At 60.7% G+C, this 23,175-nt stretch carries 25 protein-coding genes and 1 tRNA gene; 7 read left to right on the top strand and 19 right to left on the bottom strand.

Annotated elements, in window-relative coordinates:
- The first annotated feature begins 75 nt into the window (after positions 1-75).
- The 4 genes from grpE to dapB all read left to right on the top strand — a co-directional run bounded on the left by grpE (position 76) and on the right by dapB (position 4,984).
- On the top strand, positions 76-756 hold the full coding sequence (grpE, locus tag THIVI_RS22215) for a nucleotide exchange factor GrpE (RefSeq protein WP_014780756.1): 681 nt from the start codon (positions 76-78) through the stop codon (positions 754-756).
- 89 nt (positions 757-845) lie between these two features.
- Positions 846-2,771: a molecular chaperone DnaK gene (gene dnaK, locus THIVI_RS22220; RefSeq protein ID WP_014780757.1), complete on the top strand. Its 1,926-nt coding sequence runs from the start codon at positions 846-848 to the stop codon at positions 2,769-2,771.
- A 126-nt stretch (positions 2,772-2,897) separates the two neighbouring features.
- Positions 2,898-4,037: a molecular chaperone DnaJ gene (dnaJ, locus tag THIVI_RS22225; RefSeq protein WP_014780758.1), complete on the top strand. Its 1,140-nt coding sequence runs from the start codon at positions 2,898-2,900 to the stop codon at positions 4,035-4,037.
- Positions 4,038-4,165: 128 nt separating this feature from the next.
- Positions 4,166-4,984, top strand: a complete 819-nt coding sequence (dapB, locus tag THIVI_RS22230; RefSeq protein ID WP_014780759.1) for a 4-hydroxy-tetrahydrodipicolinate reductase — start codon at positions 4,166-4,168, stop codon at positions 4,982-4,984.
- Positions 4,985-5,233: 249 nt separating this feature from the next.
- Here dapB and THIVI_RS22235 read toward each other — a convergent pair whose 3' ends face one another.
- The gene (locus tag THIVI_RS22235) at positions 5,234-5,620 is read right to left on the bottom strand and encodes a DUF3775 domain-containing protein (protein ID WP_014780760.1); all 387 of its coding nucleotides are present in this window, start codon (positions 5,618-5,620) and stop codon (positions 5,234-5,236) included.
- Between the two features lie 216 nt (positions 5,621-5,836).
- On the opposite strand from THIVI_RS22235, the gene THIVI_RS22240 reads away from it, so the two are divergent.
- From THIVI_RS22240 to THIVI_RS22250, 3 genes are all read left to right on the top strand, one after another.
- Positions 5,837-6,631, top strand: coding sequence for a M48 family metallopeptidase (locus tag THIVI_RS22240; protein WP_014780761.1), 795 nt, complete (start codon positions 5,837-5,839; stop codon positions 6,629-6,631).
- Positions 6,632-6,733: 102 nt separating this feature from the next.
- Complete coding sequence (locus THIVI_RS22245) at positions 6,734-8,182, top strand: c-type cytochrome (protein ID WP_014780762.1); 1,449 nt, start codon at positions 6,734-6,736, stop codon at positions 8,180-8,182.
- Between the two features lie 98 nt (positions 8,183-8,280).
- Positions 8,281-8,357: transfer RNA gene (locus THIVI_RS22250), tRNA-Met, on the top strand.
- A 158-nt stretch (positions 8,358-8,515) separates the two neighbouring features.
- On the opposite strand, the gene THIVI_RS22255 is transcribed toward THIVI_RS22250, so the two are convergent.
- The 18 genes from THIVI_RS22255 to THIVI_RS22325 form a co-directional block, all read right to left on the bottom strand.
- The gene (locus tag THIVI_RS22255) at positions 8,516-9,025 is read right to left on the bottom strand and encodes a PIN domain-containing protein (RefSeq protein ID WP_014780763.1); all 510 of its coding nucleotides are present in this window, start codon (positions 9,023-9,025) and stop codon (positions 8,516-8,518) included.
- Positions 9,006-10,085 carry a helix-turn-helix domain-containing protein gene (locus tag THIVI_RS22260; RefSeq protein WP_014780764.1) on the bottom strand — a complete coding sequence of 360 codons (1,080 nt, stop codon included), beginning with the start codon at positions 10,083-10,085 and terminating at the stop codon, positions 9,006-9,008. Before THIVI_RS22260 ends, THIVI_RS22255 begins: the two co-directional genes overlap by 20 nt.
- Positions 10,086-10,293: 208 nt before the next feature.
- Positions 10,294-10,899 (bottom strand): hypothetical protein, encoded by a 606-nt coding sequence (locus tag THIVI_RS22265; RefSeq protein WP_014780765.1) that lies wholly within the window; start codon positions 10,897-10,899, stop codon positions 10,294-10,296.
- Positions 10,889-11,125: a hypothetical protein gene (locus tag THIVI_RS25005; protein ID WP_014780766.1), complete on the bottom strand. Its 237-nt coding sequence runs from the start codon at positions 11,123-11,125 to the stop codon at positions 10,889-10,891. The genes THIVI_RS22265 and THIVI_RS25005 overlap by 11 nt, the downstream gene beginning before the upstream one ends.
- Positions 11,113-11,667 carry a DUF5681 domain-containing protein gene (locus THIVI_RS22270; RefSeq protein WP_157174546.1) on the bottom strand — a complete coding sequence of 185 codons (555 nt, stop codon included), beginning with the start codon at positions 11,665-11,667 and terminating at the stop codon, positions 11,113-11,115. The genes THIVI_RS25005 and THIVI_RS22270 overlap by 13 nt, the downstream gene beginning before the upstream one ends.
- Before the next feature lie 33 nt (positions 11,668-11,700).
- Positions 11,701-11,901: a hypothetical protein gene (locus THIVI_RS25010; protein ID WP_157174547.1), complete on the bottom strand. Its 201-nt coding sequence runs from the start codon at positions 11,899-11,901 to the stop codon at positions 11,701-11,703.
- A gap of 140 nt (positions 11,902-12,041) precedes the next feature.
- Complete coding sequence (locus THIVI_RS25015; RefSeq protein WP_157174548.1) at positions 12,042-12,191, bottom strand: hypothetical protein; 150 nt, start codon at positions 12,189-12,191, stop codon at positions 12,042-12,044.
- A 147-nt stretch (positions 12,192-12,338) separates the two neighbouring features.
- The gene (locus THIVI_RS22275) at positions 12,339-13,835 is read right to left on the bottom strand and encodes a DEAD/DEAH box helicase (protein ID WP_014780770.1); all 1,497 of its coding nucleotides are present in this window, start codon (positions 13,833-13,835) and stop codon (positions 12,339-12,341) included.
- A complete protein-coding gene (locus THIVI_RS25185) occupies positions 13,835-14,917 on the bottom strand; it encodes a bifunctional DNA primase/polymerase (RefSeq protein ID WP_014780771.1) in 1,083 nt (360 codons plus the stop codon). Before THIVI_RS25185 ends, THIVI_RS22275 begins: the two co-directional genes overlap by 1 nt.
- Entirely contained in the window at positions 14,914-15,492 is a 579-nt protein-coding gene (locus THIVI_RS22285) for a hypothetical protein (protein WP_014780772.1), read from the bottom strand. The genes THIVI_RS25185 and THIVI_RS22285 overlap by 4 nt, the downstream gene beginning before the upstream one ends.
- Entirely contained in the window at positions 15,485-16,504 is a 1,020-nt protein-coding gene (locus THIVI_RS22290; protein WP_014780773.1) for a ParB/RepB/Spo0J family partition protein, read from the bottom strand. Before THIVI_RS22290 ends, THIVI_RS22285 begins: the two co-directional genes overlap by 8 nt.
- Entirely contained in the window at positions 16,504-16,824 is a 321-nt protein-coding gene (locus tag THIVI_RS22295) for a hypothetical protein (RefSeq protein WP_014780774.1), read from the bottom strand. Before THIVI_RS22295 ends, THIVI_RS22290 begins: the two co-directional genes overlap by 1 nt.
- Positions 16,824-17,258, bottom strand: coding sequence for a hypothetical protein (locus tag THIVI_RS22300; protein WP_014780775.1), 435 nt, complete (start codon positions 17,256-17,258; stop codon positions 16,824-16,826). The genes THIVI_RS22295 and THIVI_RS22300 overlap by 1 nt, the downstream gene beginning before the upstream one ends.
- Positions 17,259-17,882: 624 nt before the next feature.
- Positions 17,883-18,500 (bottom strand): hypothetical protein, encoded by a 618-nt coding sequence (locus THIVI_RS22305; RefSeq protein WP_041447156.1) that lies wholly within the window; start codon positions 18,498-18,500, stop codon positions 17,883-17,885.
- Positions 18,501-18,693: 193 nt separating this feature from the next.
- On the bottom strand, positions 18,694-18,957 hold the full coding sequence (locus THIVI_RS22310; protein ID WP_014780778.1) for a type II toxin-antitoxin system RelE family toxin: 264 nt from the start codon (positions 18,955-18,957) through the stop codon (positions 18,694-18,696).
- Positions 18,947-19,153, bottom strand: coding sequence for a hypothetical protein (locus THIVI_RS22315; RefSeq protein WP_014780779.1), 207 nt, complete (start codon positions 19,151-19,153; stop codon positions 18,947-18,949). Before THIVI_RS22315 ends, THIVI_RS22310 begins: the two co-directional genes overlap by 11 nt.
- A 131-nt stretch (positions 19,154-19,284) precedes the next feature.
- On the bottom strand, positions 19,285-20,613 hold the full coding sequence (locus THIVI_RS22320) for a tyrosine-type recombinase/integrase (RefSeq protein ID WP_014780780.1): 1,329 nt from the start codon (positions 20,611-20,613) through the stop codon (positions 19,285-19,287).
- 934 nt (positions 20,614-21,547) lie between these two features.
- Positions 21,548-23,164, bottom strand: a complete 1,617-nt coding sequence (locus THIVI_RS22325; RefSeq protein WP_014780781.1) for a lytic transglycosylase domain-containing protein — start codon at positions 23,162-23,164, stop codon at positions 21,548-21,550.
- Between the last annotated feature and the right edge of the window lie 11 nt (positions 23,165-23,175).

Raw genomic sequence — 23,175 nt, forward strand, 5'->3', positions numbered from 1 at the left:
CGAAATCATGCGAGCAGGCGACCCGGCGTCGAGAGCGACCGGGAGCATGCTCGTCCGCAGCCTTTGGAGGTCAACATGAACACGGATCCACATCGTATCGACCCAGAGCCGCCGGAACCGGCGGCCTCGGAGCCAGCGCTCCCCGTTGGAGAGGAGGCGGCCAATCATGGCGTCCGGGCGGCTGTCGATGCGTATATCAAGGCGTCGTCGGCGGATGTTTCGGAAGCCCCCGAGGAGGCCGTGCCGGAGAGCGCGCCGCCCGCCGAGCCGCCGCTGCCATCGCAGGAGGAATTGGCCGCCGCGCTCACCGAGGTGCGCTCGGTCGCGGACGAGAACCGCGATCAACTCCTGCGCGCGCGCGCCGAGCTGGAAAACATCCGGCGCCGTCATGCCAATGAGCTGGAAAAGGCGCACAAATATGCCCTGGATAGCTTCGTGCGCGAACTGCTCCAGGTGCGCGACAGCCTGGAATTGGGACATAGCGCGGCGCTGGAAGAGACGGTCAACATCGAAAAACTCCGTGAAGGCACCGAATTGACGCTGAAGCTGCTCGGCGATGTGATGGACAAGTTCGGGGTCGCGCCGGTCGAACCGCTGGAGCAACCCTTCGATCCGGAATTCCATCAGGCCATTTCCACGCAGCCGCGCGCCGACCTGCCGCCGAATACCGTGGTGGCCGTCATTCAGAAGGGCTATACCCTGAATGGCCGGCTGGTGCGCCCGGCACTGGTTCTGGTGTCTCAACAAGTCGCGTGATCGCCGGCTTGAATGGCGTGGGGTTTTCCCCAACTCACTGAACAATCTGGCGCCATCGCGCCACCAAGACATTATCGGAGAATACGCTCATGGGAAAAATTATCGGTATCGATCTCGGCACGACCAACTCCTGCGTCGCTGTGATGGAAGGCGACAATGTGAAGGTCATCGAGAACGTCGAGGGCGATCGCACCACGCCCTCGATCATCGCCTACACGGGCGATGGCGAGGTGCTGGTCGGTCAGTCCGCCAAGCGGCAGTCGGTGACCAATCCCGCCAACACGCTCTTTGCGATCAAGCGTCTGATCGGTCGCCGTTACGAGGATCAGGTGGTCGCCAAGGACAAGGACATGGTCCCCTACAAGATCGTCAAGGCCGACAACGGCGACGCCTGGGTCGAGGTGAACGGGCGCAAGATGGCCCCGCCCGAGATTTCGGCCAAGGTCTTGCAGAAGATGAAGAAGACCGCCGAGGACTATCTCGGTCACGCGGTCACCGAGGCAGTCATCACGGTGCCGGCCTATTTCAACGACTCGCAGCGTCAGGCCACCAAGGACGCCGGGCGCATCGCCGGGCTTGAAGTCAAGCGCATCATCAACGAACCGACGGCGGCGGCGTTGGCTTACGGCATGGACAAGAAGCGCGGCGACCAGAAGATCGCCGTCTATGACCTGGGTGGCGGCACTTTCGACGTGTCCATCATCGAGATCGCCGAGATCGAGGGCGAGCATCAGTTCGAGGTACTCTCGACCAACGGCGACACCTTCCTCGGCGGCGAGGACTTCGACATGCGGATCATCGACTTCCTGGTCGAGGATTTCAAAAAGTCCCAGGGCTTCGATCTGCGCAACGATCCGCTGGCCCTGCAACGTCTCAAGGAATCCGCCGAAAAGGCCAAGATCGAGCTGTCGACGAGCCAGCAGACCGACATCAATCTGCCCTACATCACCGCCGATCAGACTGGCCCCAAGCATCTCAACGTCAAGCTGACACGCGCCAAGCTGGAATCGCTGGTCGACGAACTGGTCGACCGCACCATCGAGCCCTGTCGCATCGCGCTCAAGGATGCCGGACTCACCGCCGGACAGATCGACGAGGTCATCCTGGTCGGCGGTCAGACTCGCATGCCCAAGGTCCAGGCCAAGGTCGAGGGCTTCTTCGGCAAGACCCCGCGCAAGGACGTCAATCCGGACGAGGCGGTCGCCATCGGCGCCGCGATCCAGGGCGGCGTGCTCGGTGGCGAGGTCAAGGACGTGCTGTTGCTCGACGTCACCCCGCTGTCGCTTGGCATCGAGACGCTTGGCGGTGTCATGACTAAGCTGATCGAGAAGAACACGACGATTCCAACCTCCGCGCAGCAGGTGTTCTCGACCGCCGACGACAATCAGACCGCCGTTACCGTGCACGTCCTTCAGGGCGAGCGCGAGCGCGCCGTCGCCAACAAGTCCCTGGGCCGGTTCGATCTCAGCGACATCCCGCCCGCGCCGCGCGGGGTGCCACAGGTCGAGGTCAAGTTCGACATCGATGCCAACGGCATCCTGAACGTTTCGGCCAAGGATAAGGCGACCGGCAAGGAGCAATCGATCATCATCAAGGCGTCCTCCGGGCTGTCCGAGGCCGAGATTGCCAAGATGGTCAAGGACGCCGAGGCCCATGCCGAGGAAGACCGTCAATTCCACGAGTTGGTTGCCGTGCGCAATCAGGCCGATTCCATGATTCACGCCACGCGCAAGTCGATGGATCAGCTCGGGGACAAGATCGAGAGCGGCGAGAAGTCGTCCATCGAGTCGGCCATCAAGGAACTGGAAGAGGCCATGAAGGGCGAGAACAAGGAGCGCATCGAGTCATTGACCAAGAGTCTGGGCGAGGTCTCCGGTAAGATGGCGGAACGGCTCTACGCGCAAGGCGGCGAGACCGCCGGTGCGGGCGCCGAGGAGAGCCAGACGCGGCAGGGCGGCTCCCAGGACGACGTGGTCGACGCGGAGTTCGAAGAGGTCAAAGACGACAAAAAATGAGGCGAATGGCTGGCCCACGGCCGCCGGTCATGAGGATGAAAGCGTACTGGCGCACGGGTCGCCCGTGCGCTTTCTGTTTTGAAGGGGCTGGTAATCGACCAGCCACTGGCGGTTGGACGTAAAGACATGGCAAAGCGCGACTATTACGAAGTGTTGGGCGTTCCACGCAACGCGAGCGAGGCCGATCTCAAAAAGGCCTTTCGGCGGTTGGCGATGAAATATCATCCCGACCGCAACACCGGCGACGCGGATGCCGAGGCGAAGTTCAAAGAGGCCAAGCTGGCCCACGATGTTCTGAGCGATCCGAAAAAACGCTCGGCCTACGATCAGTTCGGTCATGCCGGCGTTGACGCGGGCGCGGGCGGTTTCGGCGGTCCTGGGGATTTCTCCGGGGCAGGCTCTTTCTCGGATATCTTCGGCGACGTCTTCGGGGACATCTTCGGCGGGCGCGCGGGTGGCGGACGCCGGACGCAGCGAGGCGTCGATCTGCGCTACGACCTGTCGCTCCCGCTCGAAGACGCGGTGAACGGCAAGGAAGTCAAGATCCGTCTCCCAACCCTGGTGGACTGTCAGTTCTGCGGCGGGACCGGGGCCAAGCCAGGCACGCAGCCCAAGACCTGTACGACCTGCGGCGGGGTTGGCCAGGTCCGCATGCAGCAGGGGTTTTTCTCGATTCAGCAGACCTGTCCCGAGTGCCGTGGTGCGGGTAGCGTCATCGCCGAGCCCTGCAGTCACTGTCGGGGGCGCGGACGGCTACAGGAAGAAAAGACCCTGTCGGTCAAGGTGCCTGCGGGTGTCGATAACGGCGACCGCATCCGGCTCGCCGGCGAGGGCGAGCGCGGCGAGCAGGGCGGTCCGCCCGGCGATCTCTATGTGCAGATCCAGGTCTTGGATCACCCCATCTTTACCCGCGAGGAAAGCAATCTCTATTGTCAGGTGCCGATCGGTTTCGTCACCGCCGCCCTGGGCGGCGAGCTTGAGGTACCGACCCTCGACGGCAAGGTCATGCTGAAGATTCCGGGCGGCACCCAGACCGGCAAGATGTTTCGGGTCCGCAACAAAGGCGTGAAGCCGGTGCGCGGCGGACCGGTCGGGGATCTCATCTGTCGGGTCACGGTCGAGACTCCGGTCAATCTGACCGAGCGTCAGAAGGAGCTGCTACAGGAATTCGAGGCCAGCGTGAAAGAGGGTGGATCGCACCACAATCCGCAGTCGCATTCCTGGCTGGATGGGGTCAAAAACTTCTTCGAGAAGATGGGACTATGATTTTTTGCGCGGCAAAAAATCATGATTGAAAAGCATTTTTTATGGGTGCTGGAAGACCGGGCTGGGGTTGTGCGCTCACTGATGCGGCTCTGATCGTTCTGTGCACTCAATTTTGAGGAATTAATGACATGAGTGAAACCAGGATCGCCATCGCCGGTGCCGGCGGTCGCATGGGACGTACTCTGGTGCAGGCCGTCACCGAGACCGAGGGGCTCGTCCTTGGCGCGGCGACCGAGCGCGCCGGCAGCTCGCTGCTCGGCGCCGATGCCGGAGAACTTGCGGGTGTCGGGCCTCTGGGCGTAGCGGTGGCGGCGGAACTGTCGGAGGTGTTCGATGACTTCGACGTACTGATCGATTTCACCGCGCCAGCGGTGACCATCGCCCATCTCGAACTCTGTCGCGTTGCGGGTCGGCGCATGGTCATCGGCACCACCGGACTCGATGCGACGCAGCGCGCGGCCATTGCCGGCGCGGGCGAAACGATCGGTATCGTCTTTGCGCCGAACATGAGCGTCGGCGTCAACCTCTGCTTCAGGCTGCTGGACATCGCCGCGCGGGTGCTCGGCGACGAGGTCGATATCGAGATCATCGAGGCGCATCATCGGCACAAGGTCGATGCGCCATCTGGCACCGCGCTGCGCATGGGCGAGGTGATCGCCGAGGCACTCGGACGCGATCTCAAGGAGGTCGCGGTGTATGGCCGGGAAGGACACGCCGGTCCACGCGAACGCCGGACGATCGGCTTCGAGACGATCCGCGCCGGGGATATCGTCGGCGAGCACAGCGTCTGGTTCGTCGCCGATGGCGAGCGGATCGAGATCGCGCACAAGGCGTCGAGCCGCATGAACTTCGCCCGCGGGGCCATGCGCGCCGCCGGCTGGATCGCCGGACGCGAGCGCGGTCTGTTCGATATGCAGGATGTGCTGGGGTTGCGAGCGTACCGATGATGCGGTCGGTCGCGGCTTGATATCAAGGCGGTTTCTGGAAAAATTTATCACCGATTTCCCGTTCGTCCTGCCCACTTCGACTTCGCTCCTCGTGTTGAGCGAAGTCGAAGGGAGTCGAAGCGATGACATGCCTGTCGCATGGAACGAACGGGAAATCCTCTGGCTCGGAGCCTGAAACCGTTCGTGGTTCGAGTGCCTCACCACGAACGGTTTCAGGCGGCGCGAATCACCCAAGGCATCGGGCCGCGATCAATCCTGGCAGGAATAGCCATGGGCGATCAGACCTTCCTCAAGATCGTCCGGGGCCGTCGGATGTCCGATCAGATACGGGGCCGCGCTCAACGAGTATTCGCCGATCGCGTCGTCCACCGCCGTTTCCCATTCCTCCAGGCTATAGTCACCGCGTCCGAGCCACAGGAGCGCGACCAGTTCGGCACGCTGGCGCTGGCTCATCTCGCCGATGGCGCCGATCGTTTCGCGCAGGCTATAGTCCTCGCTGTGATCGGCGAGTACCTGGAGCGCCCAATCCTCGGAAGGACTGGCTGGCGTATCCGGTAGCACAACCTCCTCCTTGGCTTGAAATTCGCGGATCTTTGCGATGATGTAGCAGATGGATTCGAGTTTGATATGGAGCATCGCTCTGGGTCTCTTCGACAGTTGCAGGCATCCCAGGTGCGTGACAGGAATACCTGATTTCTTGCGGTGTGAGTTTACTACGATTGGCGTCGTCTCCAGGGCCGCTTGCGTCAAGGATCTGATCTTCGGATCGTTGGCCAAGCGATGACGATGATGCAGAGGTAGCGACTGGAGATCGGCAAGGCCCGCATGGTCGTGTTCATGAGGTCAAACGGGATGCGTTTTCGAGCACGCGACACCATTGCAGCGACGCTCCTGCTGGGCGTGTTGGGTCTGGCGGGTTGTGTGACCGCGCCCGAGACCGGGCGTCGCCAACTCGTGCTGATCGATAGCGCCGAGGAGGCGCGTCTCGGCTTCCAGGCGTTCGAGGAGTTGAAGCGGGAGCGGCCTCGCGCGCGAGACCGCGCCGAATGGAAGCGTTTACAGGAGGTGGGTCAACGGGTCGCCGCGGTCGTCAAGCTGCCTCACGCCCAGTGGGAGTTCGTGCTGTTCGAATCGGACGAGCCAAATGCCTTTGCCTTGCCGGGCGGCAAGATTGGCGTTCATACCGGCATCTTGCCGCTGACCCGCAACGATGCCGGGCTCGCGACCGTCATCGCTCACGAGATCGCCCATGCCACCGCACGTCACGGTGCCGAGCGGATGTCCCAGGGACTTCTGGTCGAGATCGGCGGGGCTGCCCTGTCCGCCGCGCTTGGCGGGCAGTCAGCGGTCGGTCGCGAGCTGGCCATGCAAGCCTATGGCCTGGGCACTCAGGTTGGTGTCATGTTGCCCTATTCCCGCACCCAGGAACTGGAGGCCGACCGGATCGGACTGCTTTATATGGCTCGCGCCGGCTATGATCCGACGGAAGCCGTCGCATTCTGGCGACGTTTCCAGGCGTATAGCCGCCGCCACGGCGAGCGGACAACCGAGTTCTTGAGCACGCATCCATTGGACGACACCCGTCTTGCACAAATCGAACGCTTGCTGCCCCAGGCGCGGGCTGAATATGCGCGTGCGCGTCGCTGAGCCGACATCGGCGGGATTGCCGCGATCAGGATGGCGTTGATTCGGTCCGCCGTTGGATTCAGGTCGGTCGCCGCCCCGACAGGCGAGGGGAAGAATCCGATCATGGGGCCGCGTCCAGGGATCCGACGTTTCTCGACCTGGCTTGGTGTGCTCGGCATGCTGGCGTTGTCAGTATCCATGACCGGCTGCGACCGCGGCCCTCGCGAGCATGATGGGATCTTCAAGGCCGAGGTCGGTCGCGTTCCCGCGTCGCCCCAGCGGCCGGGCGACCCTGACAAGGGCTACGAGGCTTTGATTAACCGCTCGGTCGTTACCTGCGGATTGCCCTATCGGGTCTATCGGAAACGCGCCGGCGCGCCGATCCCCGGTCTGCAGTTTCCGGGCCGCACTGGCCGGAATGCGGAACTGCCGTACATGCTGACGGCCCATGTCGCCCAATCGGGTGTCGAACTGGTCACGTCCAATTGTCTTGGCTGCCATGCCGCGACCTTAAATGGCGAACTCGTCATGGGACTCGGCAACGAATTTCTCGATAGGACGGTCGATCCTCTGCGCGCGGTCGAAGATCTCGGCGGCTTCATGACCGATGGCATGGAGGCCGCCGAATGGCGCCGCTGGGCGGCTCGCGTCACGGTCATTGCCGACGACATGATGACCGAGACGGTCGGCGTGAACGCCGCGCGCAATCCAATTCTGGCCCTCATGGCTCACCGCGATCCCAAGACGCTCGCCTGGTCAGATGAACCTCTGATCGAACCGCCGCCCGAGAGACCGCTGCCGGTCAGCGTTCCGCCCTGGTGGAACCTCGGCAAGAAGCACGCGCTTTTTTACAATGCCGAAGGGCGCGGCGACCATGCGCGTCAGATGATGCTGGCCGCGATCCTCTGTACCGATTCGGTGGAGGAGGCGGCTGTTATCGATGGCTGGTTCGTCGATGTCCGCGCCTATCTGGCGACCCTGAAACCTCCCAAGTATCCATTTCCCATCGATCAGGGTCTCGCGAAGCAGGGCAGGGGGATTTTCCAGGACAAGTGCAAGGCGTGCCACGGTCTCCACGGAGAGGATGGGCGTTATCCCAATCGCGTCATCGCGCTCGGCAAGATCAAGACAGATCCAGCGTTGGCGCGCCAGGGATTCGGCGAGTCGGATCGTTTCCTAAAATGGTTCCAGAACTCCTTTTACGGCCAAGGATCCCAGACCGCTCCAGCCCTCGGCTACATTGCCCCGCCGCTCGACGGCGTTTGGGCAACCGCGCCCTATCTGCACAATGGCGCTATCCCCACCCTCGCGGCCCTGCTCGACAGCCGATCGCGCCCGACCTACTGGGCGTTCGACCGTGAAGGCGACGCCAGACCCGTCTACGATCAGCGTCAACTCGGCTGGGCCTATCGGACCCTGAAGCAGGGCAAGGCCGGCGCCATGAGTTGGGACGAGCGCAACCGGATCTACGACACCCGCCTGGCAGGGTACGGAAACCAAGGGCACGTCTTTGCTGACGAGCTTTCTGCCGTAAAACGCGCGGCGTTGCTTGAATATCTAAAAACTTTTTAAAATCAATTAGTAATCCTGAATAAGACGGTATCTTCCAGTAAAATGCTAAATTAGGGCTTGCAAGAGGTCGAAGCCATATATATTATTAGCAGCTCAGTTGCGGGGTGGAGCAGTCAGGCAGCTCGTCGGGCTCATAACCCGAAGGTCGTAGGTTCAAATCCTGCCCCCGCTACCATATAAAACAAAGGCTTAGAGGTTTCGCCTCTAAGCCTTTTTTCGTTGCTGGCCGTTCATGTAGCCACTATGTAGCCAAATTTTAGAAATCCGAATCAACGCGCGTTCGTGTCACCCACAAAAAACCCGCCACATGAGCGGGTCTGTCAGGCGGCGCAATCAGCGCAGCGCCTTGAGTTCTTTTTCCGCGTAATCCCAGGGCAAACGCCTTTTGCCCTCCTTCATCTTCTGCAACGCCAGTAGGGCCTCGTCTGTGGTGAGTAGTTGCTCTTCCACCATAGCGCAGAGCAGACCGATAGTGCCCATAACCTCGACCTGTTCAGACGCTGCAACGACACGGAGGTTCCGATCGCCCGTGAGCAATGTACAGGATTCCTGTTTGGCCAGTGCCAAGGCCAAGTAGTCGTTGTGACTGGGTTTCGGTCCGTTATTGGCCGAGAATGTAACGTTGTAGAGAGCGGGCAATTGCTCGGCGTACTTCACGAATTCGCCCATGACTTCCATAACTTGCAGGCCAAGATATTCGAGGCCAGGACTTCCCGGTTCGATTTCTTCAAAATACAACAGATCAGGAATGCCGAACTGCATGGGAAGCCGAAAAAGCGTCTCCATGAGATCACCGGACTCCATGTCAATCAGAATATTGGCGTCACTGATAAGCAACCGCATCCAATGACTCCAGCTGACGCTCCTTGTGAAAACGCATCATCGGGATACCAAGCAATTCTGCTGCCTTGCTCTCGGAGATGTACTGCTCTGCAACGGCGCGGTACACTAATTGATCAAAGAGTCGAGGATGCTCCTGCGGAAGTGGCTTGCCCGGTTCGCTTTTGCGCCAGCCCTTTACCGAAAATCGCTTGTACATTATCAGGTAAGTCGAGTCGGTGATCACGCCGCACTGCTTGGCGCGGTGCAACCAGCCCGCCATCGACAGGCCAAATTCATGCTTGAGCACATAAAGCTCTTGCCATTCCAAGGCGTGGCGCTGATGACCGAGTAATTGACACACTGCTACGCGCGGGGCCAGGAATGCTCCGGCGAAGCGGTCGCACGCCTTCTCCTCGTCGACGCCGTCCGCCAGCCTGCCAAGCAAGAGCAAATGTCCCACTTCGTGGGCCAAGGTGAAACGTTGCCGGTCTCCAGGCCATCGGGTCGACACCGCTACAAGCGGATACTCGCGGCCGTCTTCCGTGCGAGCCACCGCCTTCAGGCCCGAAAATTTTGGGTTGTTCTCATCGACTGCGATGACTAGCAGACCAATGCCTTCGAGAGTGTCGGTAAGGTCCCCAATTGGATTCATGCCGAGCCGCCAGGCATTGCGAACCCGCTCGGAGAAATCCTCGATTTCCTCAAGAGACTCGATGCGCTTAGGCAGCCCAGGCGGTGGCTCAAAGGCCAACAACGGCGACTCTGGAAATGCGCCTAGTAGTTCCACTCGCTTTTCCACCAATTCTAAGATCTTGATCTTCAGCGCGTCTTGCGCAGTCTTGCTGAACGAGGCCAGTTTGCGGAACTCGGGTTGCAGTAGCGCTACTTTATGAGTGCGAAAGAAATACTCGGTCCGGATACCGCAGACACGGGCTAGGTTGAGCAACTGAGAAGATGATGGAGTTACAAGTCCCTTCTCGTACTTCTGAATGGCAGTATGCGAGACCCCTACCTTTGCTCCCAAAGCACCTAGCGTCAAACCTGCCGCCAGCCGTGCTTGACGAATGCGGTCGGCTATCATGATGTTACCTTAGAAGCTAGGTTTAAGAAGGCGTGAACTCTAACAAGATTTTAAACCAGCAAGAAGGCCTAAGAGACAACAATTCGACGCCCCTAACACCGTAGGCAGTGAGATCAGATGCTTGGATCGAGTTATCTCGGGTGCCAAACAAGACTGACAACCACACGAAAAACCCGCCAAGCGGCGGGTCTGTTCGTGGTGATCCCGATCAAGCGGCCAGCGCTTCCGGCTCGCTCTCCGGCTCCGGCTCGAAACGCATCCGCGCGACAATCCCGGATGCACTCGACAGCGCCGTTTCAACCTCTTCGATGCGAAGCGCCAGCGTTTCGAGTTGATCGGACAGCGCCGCGAGTTCGTCCAGACTCGGCGTGGCCGCGTTCGTGGCCGCGTTGAAATCCATTCCCGCATTTGTCAGCGTCAAAACCGCTCGATCATGCTGATCGCGCGCCGCCGTCAATTCACGGCCAAGGCGATCCCGCTCGAAGTCCAGCCCGTTACGCTCGCGCTCAAGCGTCATTCGCGGCTCGGCCAGCGCCGCCCGCAGTGCGTTCTCGGCAACCGCAAAGCGTTCAAGTTCCGCGCCGATGTCTGTAATCTCGGTTTCGGCAGCGGACGCGCGATCTGTGACGGACGCGAGCGCCGCATCAAGCCCGTGCGAGCGGATCGCCATCGACACGCGGGCGGTCATTGGTGCCCGCGCCAGTTTGGCGCCGATGTCGTCCAAGCGGCGGATCGCCCGCGCGATCTGTTTTGCACGCGGATCGTTCAACTCGTCGTGAGCGGCGGCGGCGGTCTTGAGTGTTTCAGCGTTCATATTTTTTCGTCTCGTTTCGGCGGGTTTGTTGGGCGATCAGCAGGGCGTGAAGCTCGCGTTGTTGCTTCAACAGTTCGGCGATTGCCGCTTGGGTTGCGTCATGATTGATTTGTCCGATCTCGACAGATTTGATGATGGCGCGCTGCGTCACGTCATGTTCTGACAATCCACCGACAGGTTTCCGAATCACTTCGGCCAGAAGGCGTTGGCGGCTTAATTCAGACATGGTGAGTCCCCCACCAGCAGGGCGCGACGGTTGGCGACTTTGGCTCGCTCGGCTTCGGCGTTCTGCATGGCTTTTTCGTAAATCTCATCAAGCATTTTCGTATCCGGGAGCGCGGCAGGCTCGGACGCGGGCGGTTGGGCGTCCTTCACCAGCGCCAGCAGGTCGGCGGCGGTTTCGGGCGTCATCTCGGACTCGGACACGGCGGCGAGCAAACGACTCGCGATCTCGGTTGACGCGCCGGATAGATCGACGTTGACGGGCGCCGCTTCGGCGCGAAGTCTCGGCACGATCCGATCCAGCAGCGCAATAGCCGATTGCAGATCGCCGGCTTTTGCCGCCTTCATGACGACTCGGACCAGCGCCGGACCTTCCTTCTCGATCATCTTGCGGATTTCGGTGGCCTTGGTGGTGCGCGGGCCTTTGGGCGCGCCGTGCGGATTTCCCGACGAGCCTGGTGCAAATTTCCCGCTTTCATCGCGGATTGCCATGTTGAATGCTCCTGTTGCTAAACAGGTGCCATTTTGCAGGCTGAAAACAGGCAATTTCGGGCTGTTTTCCAGGTTAGAGCAGGCTATCTAGGCCAGCGTCGCCCAACTCAGAAGTTCATGCGCGTCGGGATGCTTTTCGTCGTCGTGCAGTTCGATTAACAGGCGCACCAGTTTTTGCCGAATCGGATCCGGCAGAATCACGCCAGGCGGTCGGCGAGTTCGCTCCAGTGCGTCTTGCGTCGCGGCGAGGTCGCACCTGAGCCGCTCAACGCGACGACGCGATTTCATCAACTCGCGACCGAGTTGGTGGGTGTGCTCGGTGAGTGCGTCACGCTGCGCTGTCAGTCCTCGCCATTGTCCGGCAGTGACTTGGGCAGGCTCAGCGTCCCGAAGGCAGGCCGGGCACTCAGGCGCGGGTCCATCGTGTATCACATGGCACGTTGGGCATTCTTGCGGACATTTCCGATGGTTCTCGGACTGCATTTGAAACCCTCTTGCTGAAGGATTGCGGCGACTTTCATCTCGCTCAGGTGCGACAGTTCCAGAATGCGGCGGTCGCGGGCGGTCTTGTCGGTCACTGTGACGGGTACGGGAGTGATAGGCTCAGTTGTCACTGTGACGGGTTCGATACCGGGCTTAACCGGCTCGTCAGGTGTCACTGTGACAGATAAGCCATAAGCGTTTTTTATGCACGCGCCGTCCGCTGGCGCCATTGAAGACTGCAACTATTTCGCCTTGCCCTGCCCCTTCGCCCATCGGATATTTCGGGACTTGATCCAGCGCGCCACTTCTGGCGTGGGGTTATCCGGCAGGAGCCCGCGCCAGTGTTTCGGCGGCTCGAACCCTTTGAACTTCTCCCGCGTCAGGAAATAAGCAGCGCCCGGTTTCTTCCCTTGTGCGACCAAGACGCCTAAGCAGCGACGGTAGAACAACATCCGCGCATCGTCTCCCGTGGCGATGTCCTCATCGGCAGCGCCAAACTCCACCAAATCGCCATCGCGATAGGACACCTTCGGGCGGCGGTCGGGTCGGTCGAGTCCGCATTCCTGACAGGTCATCTCGGTGCGCTCCATGACCGCGCCACAGTGGGAACAGAGAATGAATTCCTCCTGATCCTTTTTCTTGCGCTTCTCGGCCTTCCCCTTCTCGCCGTCGTCCAGATCGGGAACCTCGAAGTGGACCGGGAGGCCATGCTTGAGGGTGTTACCGGAGTGGTCGAGAACCAGACAATCGCGCTTGCCCTCGGCGGTGCGGATGCCCCGACCCATCTGCTGCATGTGCAACGCTTCGCTGAGGGTCGGTCGAGCCAGGATCAGACAGGCGGCGTCCGGCACATCGAAGCCGATCCCCAACACGTTGACGCTGGTCAAGATGCGGATGTCGCCATCACGGAAACCCTGAATCAAACGCTTTCGCTCGGGAGCCTCGGTGTAGGCATCGATATGACCGACCGTGACGCCGACCGCCTCAAAGTCATCGCGGATCGCCTTCGAGTGGGCGATATTGACCGCAAAACACAGGGTCGGGCGGTTCTCCCCTCGCTCCTGCCAAGTGGTCACGATGTCGCCAACCAGTTCCTTCGAGTTCACGGCGGCGGCAAGGTCCGCTTCCAGATAGTCATAACCGTTGGTCGTGGTGCCCTTCTTGACGCCCTTCAGCGCCTCGGCGACGGCATCGGCTGCCGGGGCGAATCCCCGACACGGCACCAGAAAGCCATGATCTGTCAGCCAGCGCACGGACGGACCACGCACCAGATTGGTGAAGTATTTCCCCAGCCCCTTGCGTAGCGGCGTTGCCGACAATCCGACGAATGGCAAGGCATTCCATGTCTCCATCAGCTTGATATGGGCCTGGTGCAGGATGTGGCACTCGTCGATGATGACGACGTGCACCCAATCCGGGGCGGCCCTGGAGCGGATGGTCTGAATACTGGCAACGATGATGTCGTCCTCCCGCGAATAGTTGGTGTTGTCGCCCTGGAGCACGCCGACTTGGAGCCCGAGCGCGTGGAAGGTGGCGACCGCCTGACCGACCAACTCGATGCGGTCCACGATGAACAGCACACGCTTTCCCTTCTCGACGGCGGAGCGGGAGAGGTGCGCGGCCACCACGGTTTTTCCGCCTCCCGTCGCCAGCGCCAGCACTTGCCGCTTGTGCCCGTCCATGAGTCCCTGCCGCAGTTCGCCGATGACCTGCTCTTGATGCAGATAAAGTTGGAACATCAGGCAGCCCTCCGGGGTTGGAATTGCTCTCGGCAATAAGCGTCGGCGTCGCCCCACAGGGCCATGACATCGCGGATCGTTCGACCTTGGCAGTGGGAGTGCTTGCAGGAGAAACCGGGCCATCCGCCATCGGACTCGAAGATGACGGTATCCCCGCCCGACTTGGGCGAGGGTGTGGAGTGCTCGCCGGACCACGGGCACGAAACCCCATGCACGTTGCCGGTGAGTTCCCCCACGTAAGCCCCGTGAGCGCGGAACCACCCCACCACGTCGAGACTGGAATAGTTCCCTTTGCCCTGGATGGTCGAAACGGTTGTACGGGCCTCCTGTGAGTCTGGATGGGCATTCGGTCGGGTCTGACTCGCTCGGTTTGCGTAGAACTCGGCGAGGGTTGCAACCTGACGCGGATGGACCTGACGCCAGTCGCTCGGAATCCAGCACTTCGATTGCCGATGAGGGCGATCCGGGGTGTTCGGCCCCTTGCGCTTGACGCTCCCATAGAGCGCGCAGAGACGGGCCGGATTCCGAACCGAGCGGTCGAACTCCACCACGTCGTCACTGAACTCGGCGTGGAGCCCGGCATAGATGGCCTTCAGCATTTCGGTCGTCTCCCCAGAATTGGGGAGAGCCGTTCGATACTGCACATGCCAGCCGTTCCCCGACATCGCCATCAGCGGCGCCGGCCAATCCATCAACGCCAGACGATCCCGTAACCCCTTCGCCCTGATCTCCGCTTCCGCCAATTCGGCATCCGTGCTGGATGTTCCTTTTGGGCGAGCCGGATCAAAATCGAAGAACAGCCGGGTGTAGCGGGTCACCAGTGCGTCGGTGGTGCGCAGTTTGCGATGAGGATCTACCTGTCTCTCTTGGGCGAGATAGGCGAGCAATCCCGGATGATCGATCCGGTTGAGCGTGGTGAAGAGATTGCCTGACCGCGCCCATTCCCGTGCCTGGGCGAGGACGACATCCGAGCGGTTATCCCAGCCGATCTCGCGGGGCGCCTTGTCCATTTGGCAGATTTCGACCCAGCCCGCGTCATGCGACAGCCACTGTAGGTAAATCTCGGTGGGGGTCGGTTTCATCGCATCACCCCCAGATCAAGGCCGTTTTTGTCCTGAGCGGGAAAATCGTTTTTTCGGCTCGGGGCGCCCTGGGGGGATAGAGGATGAGGCTTAGGAACAGGAAGAGGATTAGGACCGGCATCGGCTCCCCCATCACATGCCCCATCGGATGCCCCATGCCATGCCCCATCGGGCAAGAGCCGATAATGACGCTGGAATTCCAGAATCAGCGGGGTATCGGGCAGGGCTTCCAGGTGCAGGCGGATGGTCTTCATCCGCGTGTCGCCTGCCTTCCATGCCGATGAAACCTGATGGCCCATCATGGATCGAATCCAGATCACGCAGGCGTTGCGGTCATAGCGACAAAACCCCTCGCGCTCCAGAATCTCGACATCGGCGAGGAATCGACCCTCGGTGATGTGAAGCTCGTTGGCGGCCATCCCCGGAGAGAGGTAGTAGATCCCCGCCATGTGAGAATGAGGGCAGGCGGTGAGATAGATCGCGGTGAAAGCGACCTCGCGCCCGTGATCCCTGGTCAGCCGTTGGCCGGTGCCCGCAATGAAGAATCGCGACTTGATGATGCTGGTGTTACGCATGGCCGTTGCCCTCCATGGTCTCCGGGAACCGCGCGGTGTAGCGTTCCAGCGCCTTGCGAAGTTCGGAAATCAGCGTCTTGGCGTCCGACGCCAGGAGGGCCGAATCCACCCGGTAGAGGATGCCAATCGATCCCGTGACCTGGTGGGCGGCGTGCATCGCATCCTTGGCGGTAGGGCCTTTTGCCGCTGGCGCCGGGGGTGCCTGGTCCGCCTTCAGCTTCGCCGTGGTCTGGCGGATGGCGTCCAAGTCGTCGCCTTGCATCTCCTCGATGATGACGGGATCGGGCGATACCGGGATGTCGGGAACGGGATCGGATGGCTCGGGGGTTTGATGACTTTTGGAAGGGTTCCGTTTGTCATCAAGAATCTTTTTGACGCCCGTCTGGTGCATCCCAACGCTTGCCGCAATCTCCCGTTGCGTCTTGCCCTCATCGGCGAGTTTCTGAATCGTCGCGTCCCGTTCGACCTTGGCTTGCTCCCTAGCCTCGCGGGTCAGGTCAGATGCCCAGCGCGTTGAGCAATTCAGCAGCGCGGCGACGGCTCCCGTATCGTCAGCCTGACAGAATCCCTCGGCAATGGCGGTGCTGTAAGCCTTGCTCATGTCGCCCTGAGTGCGGCGACGGCCATGCTTGGCGTTGGCGCCGATGGCAAAGCGAAGCGCATCGACCTTGCCACCGTCATGCTTGATGACGGGGACGGATTCCAGCCCAGCCGCCTTGCACGCCTCCAGACGATGGAATCCATCGGCGAGCACATGGACGCCATCGGCGGCGAAGACGGTTACGGGCGCTCTGGCGATCCATTCGCCAATATCGCGGCCATACTCGGCGACCAGCGCATCATCCATCCCCTCGCGCTGCTGAATATCCTGGTCAACGCTGATCGATGAAATCGGCAGGTTCGTCAGAGACGCCGATCCCGGCAAGATTGTCTCGCCGATGTCGGGCTTGATCTGGATACCGCGCGAGGTGCGTTTGAGGGCTTGCGCCCTCGTTCCTTGAGGGCTGGTCATTACACGACACCTCCGCAAATGACGCTCAGGCTCGGGCGTAGTGGGATCACGATGTCGGACATCAGATAGCGGTTGATGTCGCAGACCTGCCCCGTATCGCTGATGACGCAATAGGCGTCGATCATGCCGTCGCCAAGATCAACTCCGATAATCGTTAGAGTGTCGCGTAATCCGACGTTCCAATTTTCGATCTTGCGTGGATCGTCTCCGAGTGCTGACACAGCAGCGCGGACCATTGTGTTCGATGCAGCAAAATCGTCCGGGTCTTCCAATCGACAAGCGACGATCAGCGCCGGGTCAATGTGGGGGAGGGTGTTCATTACGCGACCCCTCCATCATTCGGCGCCCACTCCACAGCAGCCAGCATTGCGCGAGCCAGGTTACGCGGCAGCGGCAACTCGGGACGAAGGTTTACGATATTGCGGGCGATCCTGACAACGGCATCGCGCTCGTCATCTGTGAGCGGCTCAGCGTCCGGGTTGGGGGCAGGATCGGCGATCTCGACCGCGCGAGTGATGGACTCGATTAGCCCGCACGCCGATTGCAGCGTGTAGATGGCGCAGTGAATCGCGCTGGCATCGCTGGTCGGCTCCAGATTGGACGCGGCATTGATAAGCGTCTCAATCGCCGATGCGGTCATGGCCGCAGCTTCATTGAGCGCGAAAGACGCCGGGATACCGGCATTGACGCTGAAAAAATTGGCGTCAATGCCAAGGACGGGGATTTCAGCAAAACGGGTGTTGGTGGTTTTCACGATGTTGATACCTTTGTCTGAATGACTTGGTACCAACTGAGATAGGCGGGCGGATGGGCACAAAGACCCATGACGACAGGCGAAACTATCCCCTGTGAGGGATGTTCGGATATACTGATCCTGCCGGTGCAAGCCGATTCCAGTCGGTAATTGCTTTGCCGCTAGGTGGTTTGAACACCTAGCGGACGGTCACACTCTAAACGCCTTTCGTCCTGCTTTGCAATGCCGTCTCGGGGGCGCGATCCCCGGACGGCTTTTTCGTTTGCGGTCCAGCGCCGGACGGCTTTCGCCTGACGCTGGTCGCGGATCTGTCTGGATCTGGTGGACATTACGCGGCCACCTGACCATTGATCGACTCGCCAGATAGCACGCGATCTGGGCCATCGGCGGGCCAGAGTAGGCGGCCATTCGGGGATTTCTGTGGGCGGACGCCGTAATAACTTCCTGTGCGGCAGAGGCGGACTCGAACACTTTGCGCCTTGACGCCAAGGCGGGTAGCAAAGGCGTCAGTGACGAGCGGCGGGGTGGTCTTTGGTGTGGCCTGGAACATTCATGCTCTCCATCGGTTGATGATGGAAAGCAATGTATTCGTTCGTGTTATCGGAAGTCATGGTAATGCCAAATTTACCATTTTGCCGGCGTCTTCTTTAAGGCCGCGCTGATTTTCTTCCGTAGATCGCTGTCGCTCCTGGTGGTGTACCCGTGTTTTCGCAGATGGCCCACAATACCAGTATCTCCGGTCGCGATGCTCGTTCCGGTTAAAGGCTCGCGGTCCGACCCTTTCAGCGTTTCCGGCAGGCAGTCCGCCAGTGCCCGCGCCAACGCACCAATAACCTCCAAATAACCCGCCTTGCTCCTGTCTGTAATTTCCCGGTCCTGGCCTGGCTGGTCGTCGTCGCCTGCGTTCGCCGTCGTTTCACCCTCGCGCGTTATCGGCAGGCCCTTTAACCAGATCGGCGCAATATTAAAATCCCGCATTGCGGCGAGATAGGAGCCCGGTTGATTGCTGTCGCCCGCGATCCCTCGCAGCTTCCCGATTAGCATCTCGGCCTGATGACGAATGCGAGCCTCCTTCCCGGAGTCCAGGCTCCAACAAGGCGTTGTTCGGTCAGGGTCGATGTCCAGGGCCAGCCAGCCAGCCAGCTTGTTCCGCCGTCCATTGCTTAAGCCTGAGCCAAACTTCCATTGGTGGCGGCGCTCGATCACCGTCCATAAGCCTCGCGACAACTGCCGGGATTTCATGGGGTAGCGTAGGCTCCATGACGCGCGGCGGAGGATCGGGTCGGTATGCGCCAAGTCCGTAGAGCGCGTCCCGAAGCGGATCGCCTGAACTGCTAAAATTCCTATCAGCCATTTCTGTATCTCCGTGATAGATCGGTTGTGGTCAGGGCCTCGAAACGGGTGGTGCCGTCTCGGGGCCTGTTGTTGTCTGGGTTCAGTGGTCGCGGTAGACCTCGCGCCGGTGGCCGACCTTGACGACGAGGATCAGCAGGCGCTCATCCTGAATCTGGTAGACGGCTCGGTAGTCGCCGCCCCGCACGCGATACAGACCGTCTTCGCCGGACAGCTTGACCACGCCAGCGGGGCGGGGATCGCGGGTCAGTTGTTCGATGACGGCACCAAGACGCTGTTGAACAGGTCGCGGCAGCTTGTCGAACTGGCGCTTGGATGCCTTGGTGAAGGTGACGCTATAGGCCATGTTCGGCTTTCACGTCTTCCCACGGAATCAGGTCTTCATCGCCGCGCGCGATCTGCGCCAGCGCCGCGCGGGCGTCCTCCAGGTCTTCCGTGTCCTCCAAATACTCCATCAGCGCCGCGTACTCGGCGAAGGGCAGCAGAACCGATGTCGGTTTGCCGTCCGGGTCGGTGAGAAATTGCGGGTGTAACTCTGGCATGTCGGCGACTCCGGCTAAGGGTTTAGATCAACTTCGCGACTTTCATCAGGGCGAATTTCAGGGTATCGAAAGTGATGGCGGTCATGGTCTGCGCCTCGGTGCTGGTGTGATCTACAGTCTATGACAGTGCTCTACTTCACGCGCCGGATCGGTTGACCGGCTTGCGCTTCCAGTGGCTGATAGATCCCTGCCTGCTCCAGAATCCAGCCCTCCAACTTGGTGTGCCACTGGCGCAGTAGATCCAGCGGGCGGCGACGGTAATGCTTCTCGGCGGTGGCGCTGGGTTTGTGGCCCTGGATCTGCGCCACGATCCCGACCGGCATCTCGACCCACTCGGACAGCGTACCGAATGAGCGACGAAGGCCGTGCAGGGTGAGCGGCGGGAGGGCGGCGGTTGCCAATGCGCGGTTGTGCGGGATACGTGGCTCTTGCAGGTGTCCGGCGGCGGCGGATGGGCTACTGAAGACCCATTCATTTCGGCGGGGTAGACCGGCCAGTAGGGACGCGACATAGGGCGTCATCGGAATGGTTCGCTCGCCGTCTACCTTGTCTCGAATGGTCAGACTGCCCCACTGAAAATCGACGTTGGCCCACGTCAAGGTGGTGATCTCGTTGCGGCGCGCGCCCGTCAGCAGCAGCGTTTGCAGATAGGCCGAGATGACGGGGTTGCCGACTTGGCGAACGGCCGCGAACCATGCGCGTAACTGCTCTTTCTGGAGCACGTCATCCTTGGCGCTCTTGCTGGGCAGTGCGTCGCGCACCGAGCGCCCGGCGAAGGCGTCAGGATGGATCATGCCACGGTACTCTGACCGCTCCTCGCACCAGACCGCGAAGGTCTTGAAGAGGCCGAAGGCAAGGAGAGCTTGGGTTGATCGAGTCGCCGATTCCGCGATCAGCCAGGCGGTTATCTGCTCGGGCGTGATCTCGGCGAAGCGTCGCGCCAGCAGCGGCGCCAGCGGTCCCGGTACGCTCAGGCCAGCCCCGCGTTTCTTCGGTTCGCCTCCCGGTTGTGCCAGATTCAGGTGGTCGCGGTAATGGCGCTCTCCCCAATGGGGGCGGCGGTCTTCGATGTAGACCTTCCAGCCATCGGCGACGAGGAGCGCCTGTCTGATCGCGGTGCTCTCCTCGGCTTGCGCCTGTCGCATGGTCTCCGCCTTCTTTGTCGCGACTGCGGCTATCTGGTCGGCCTTCTGATCGCGCGGGTCAATGCCTTGGTCAATCAGGGTTTGCAGTCGGCGTGCTTCGCTGCGCGCCTTATCGATGTCCAGCACGCGCACGTCGCCAATCGTGATCCGCATCCGTCGCCCTTCAAGGCGTCCCTCGAAAATAAATGCCTTGCTCCCGGCGGTGACGCGCACACCTAGCCCCGGAGCATCAACGTCCCATAGAAAAACCTGTGCGCCTTTTTTTGCAGACTCAATCTCGCGGATTCGCCCAGCCGTCAATCGTGATGTTGCCATACCCGAAGGTCGCCATGTAGCCACTATGTAGCCAGATTATGCAACGCAGGCTAACGTCAATCAACCTTCGGGTGATTCGGCTACATTGGCAAAATGTTGATTTTAATGATTTTCGCCATTTCGTGAAACACCGATAAACGTCAATAAACGCGCTGTTTTTCGGGCTCATAACCCGAAGGTCGTAGGTTCAAATCCTGCCCCCGCTACCATATTAAAAAGGGCTTACGGTTTATTGCCGTAGGCCATTTTTATTTGCCTCAGCGCCATATAAGCACTGGTGTAAGCAAATTTTAGAAACACTTAGCTCGCGTCCGTTAGCAACTTTACTATTCGGCCAGATTCGTATCGAGCCCCGCAGGTCTTGCTCACGCAGGCGGTGCAAGACGGTCAGGGTGTGCTCGGTGTTGGCGCGCTGGAAGTCCCAGATCGCCACCTGCCCCGCGTTTTAGAGATAGACCCCATAGAAACCCACGCCGTTTCACGACTGACTTGGCGTTGAAAGCGGGTTTTGATTCAGGCGGCCAAGCGCTTGAGGGTCCAACGGGACGGTGCAATGTGCTGCGTAAGCGCTTCACTCGGCACGATCCGCCCCGTCTGGGGATCGCGCTGCACGGAGGGGGCGGCGGAGGCGACACTGTCACGAATCAGGTCGTCCAGTGTCCACTCCGTCACCGCGTCAAAAAAGGTGGAACCCCACTCGTGTGCTCGAATACCAACGCTTGTGGACCGGCCTCATTGTTAACGATGCGCCCAACGGATCAGTGTTTGCAGGTCGACTCCCTTCGACTTCGCTCAGGACAGGCTTGTCGAATGGGATGACCGGAAAATCGCGCTCCGGGGCCAATATTGCATCCGCTCAGGACAGACCCTTCGATGGGCTTTTGGCTCATCGCGAATAGATGCAACCTGAGTATGAAATTTACGAACAATCATCTTAAATCCCCACTTTCAGCTTCTGACCAGCTTGAATGTTGTTGTCGTTCGAACTCATTTTGTTGAGGCGGCGCAGTTCGGCGACAGACAGGCCGTTCAGCAGTGCCACCCGGTAGAGAGTTTCCTGCGGTTTCACGACGTGATAGCGGACCTTGTTGGCTGCACGCGTCTCTGGCGTTGGTTTTGGCTTATTCGCGGCTGTCCGTGTATCTGGTTTCGGCTTGTTGGCCGCGACCCGAGGTTCTGGCGCCGGTTTCTTCCCACTTGACGCCGTACGTATCGCTGGCGTCGGTCTCGCTGTGGAGGGAGATGTTTTGGCCATCGCAACGGCGGTTTGAGATTTTTCCTGCTTCGGCGCCACCTTAGGCTCGCGCGCCAGCATGATGGGAACCGAAACAGGCGGAGGCTGGCTTGCAACGCGCTTCATGGAGCCTTGCGGTAGCCAGACGGTGCTGCCGGCTGGCAGGGAGGCTCTTCCATCGCGGACCGCGCCACGCCAATGCAGGTTCAGATCCGCAAGGCGGCTGGCGGACGCCCCGTAGTGCCGCGCCACATGCTCGGCTGGCATGCTGTGATGCAGAACCAGACGGTCATAGGCCCAAGGCGCTTCATAGTTCACGCCTTCGGGGAAGTAACGTTTGGCGTTACTGGCCACTTCGCGGGCGGCGATGAACTCGGCATAGTAGTTCCGCGAGGCAAAGCCGAATGCTTTGCCGTCATAGTGTTCGACAATGCGACCGATATCGTTGCCGTGTTGCGACCTGGCCTTCGCCATGCCGCCCTGGCCGTGATTGTAGGAGGTGATGGCGAGCGGCCAGCTACCCAGTCTGCGATGCGCCTGCGACAGATAACGCGCGGCGCCGTCAGCGGACAGGATGGGGTCGTAGCGCTCGTCGACGTGATCGTTGACCGTCATGAAGCTGCGCCCGGTGGCGGGCATGAACTGCCACACGCCGCAAGCGCCCGCGCTGGATTTGGCATTGGTTTGATAGGAGGATTCCACATGCGGGATATAGGCCAGATCCTCGGGCAGGCCGTGGCTTTTCATGATCTCGCGAAAGGCGGGTTCGTAACGGCCGCTGATCTCGACGCTCCGCCGAAAACGCTCGCGCAGACCGCGCTGGGCGCGCAGCCGATCCGAGGCTCCGTAGAGCGCGGCAACACCGCCGTCCTTCTCGAATTTGGCGAGCAATTCCTTGTCGCCAGGAGTCAGGGTTTGGCCCGTGCGGATCCGTTCCTCAAGCATCTTGAGCCGGCTGGCGTGATAGCCTGTGCGCGAATCCAGCCAGGCTTTTTGGGAGGCGCTGTAACCCGCCTGGATCGGTCCGGGGATCCTGCTGACTTCGTAGATCACGCCCAGGTGTTCGTCATCGTGGATCGCGACCTCGCCCCGGCTCCAGATGCCGTAGACGTGGCGCCAGAAGTCCACGTTGTCCTGGATTTCCGGCGGGACCGGGAAGGTTGACGAGCCGCCCGGATCGCGCTGAATCTGAACGGTGTCTTGCCCACCACTGTCGCGTTCGCCACCAGAGCCAGCGCAGCCGTTCAGAATGATCAGGACCAGAAGCGAGAGAGGGAATACCCAGGCATAACGGGCATGAATGGATTCAGGACGCATGTTCGCGGCTC

The organism is Thiocystis violascens DSM 198 (genome assembly GCF_000227745.2).
GTDB classification, from domain to species: domain Bacteria; phylum Pseudomonadota; class Gammaproteobacteria; order Chromatiales; family Chromatiaceae; genus Chromatium; species Chromatium violascens.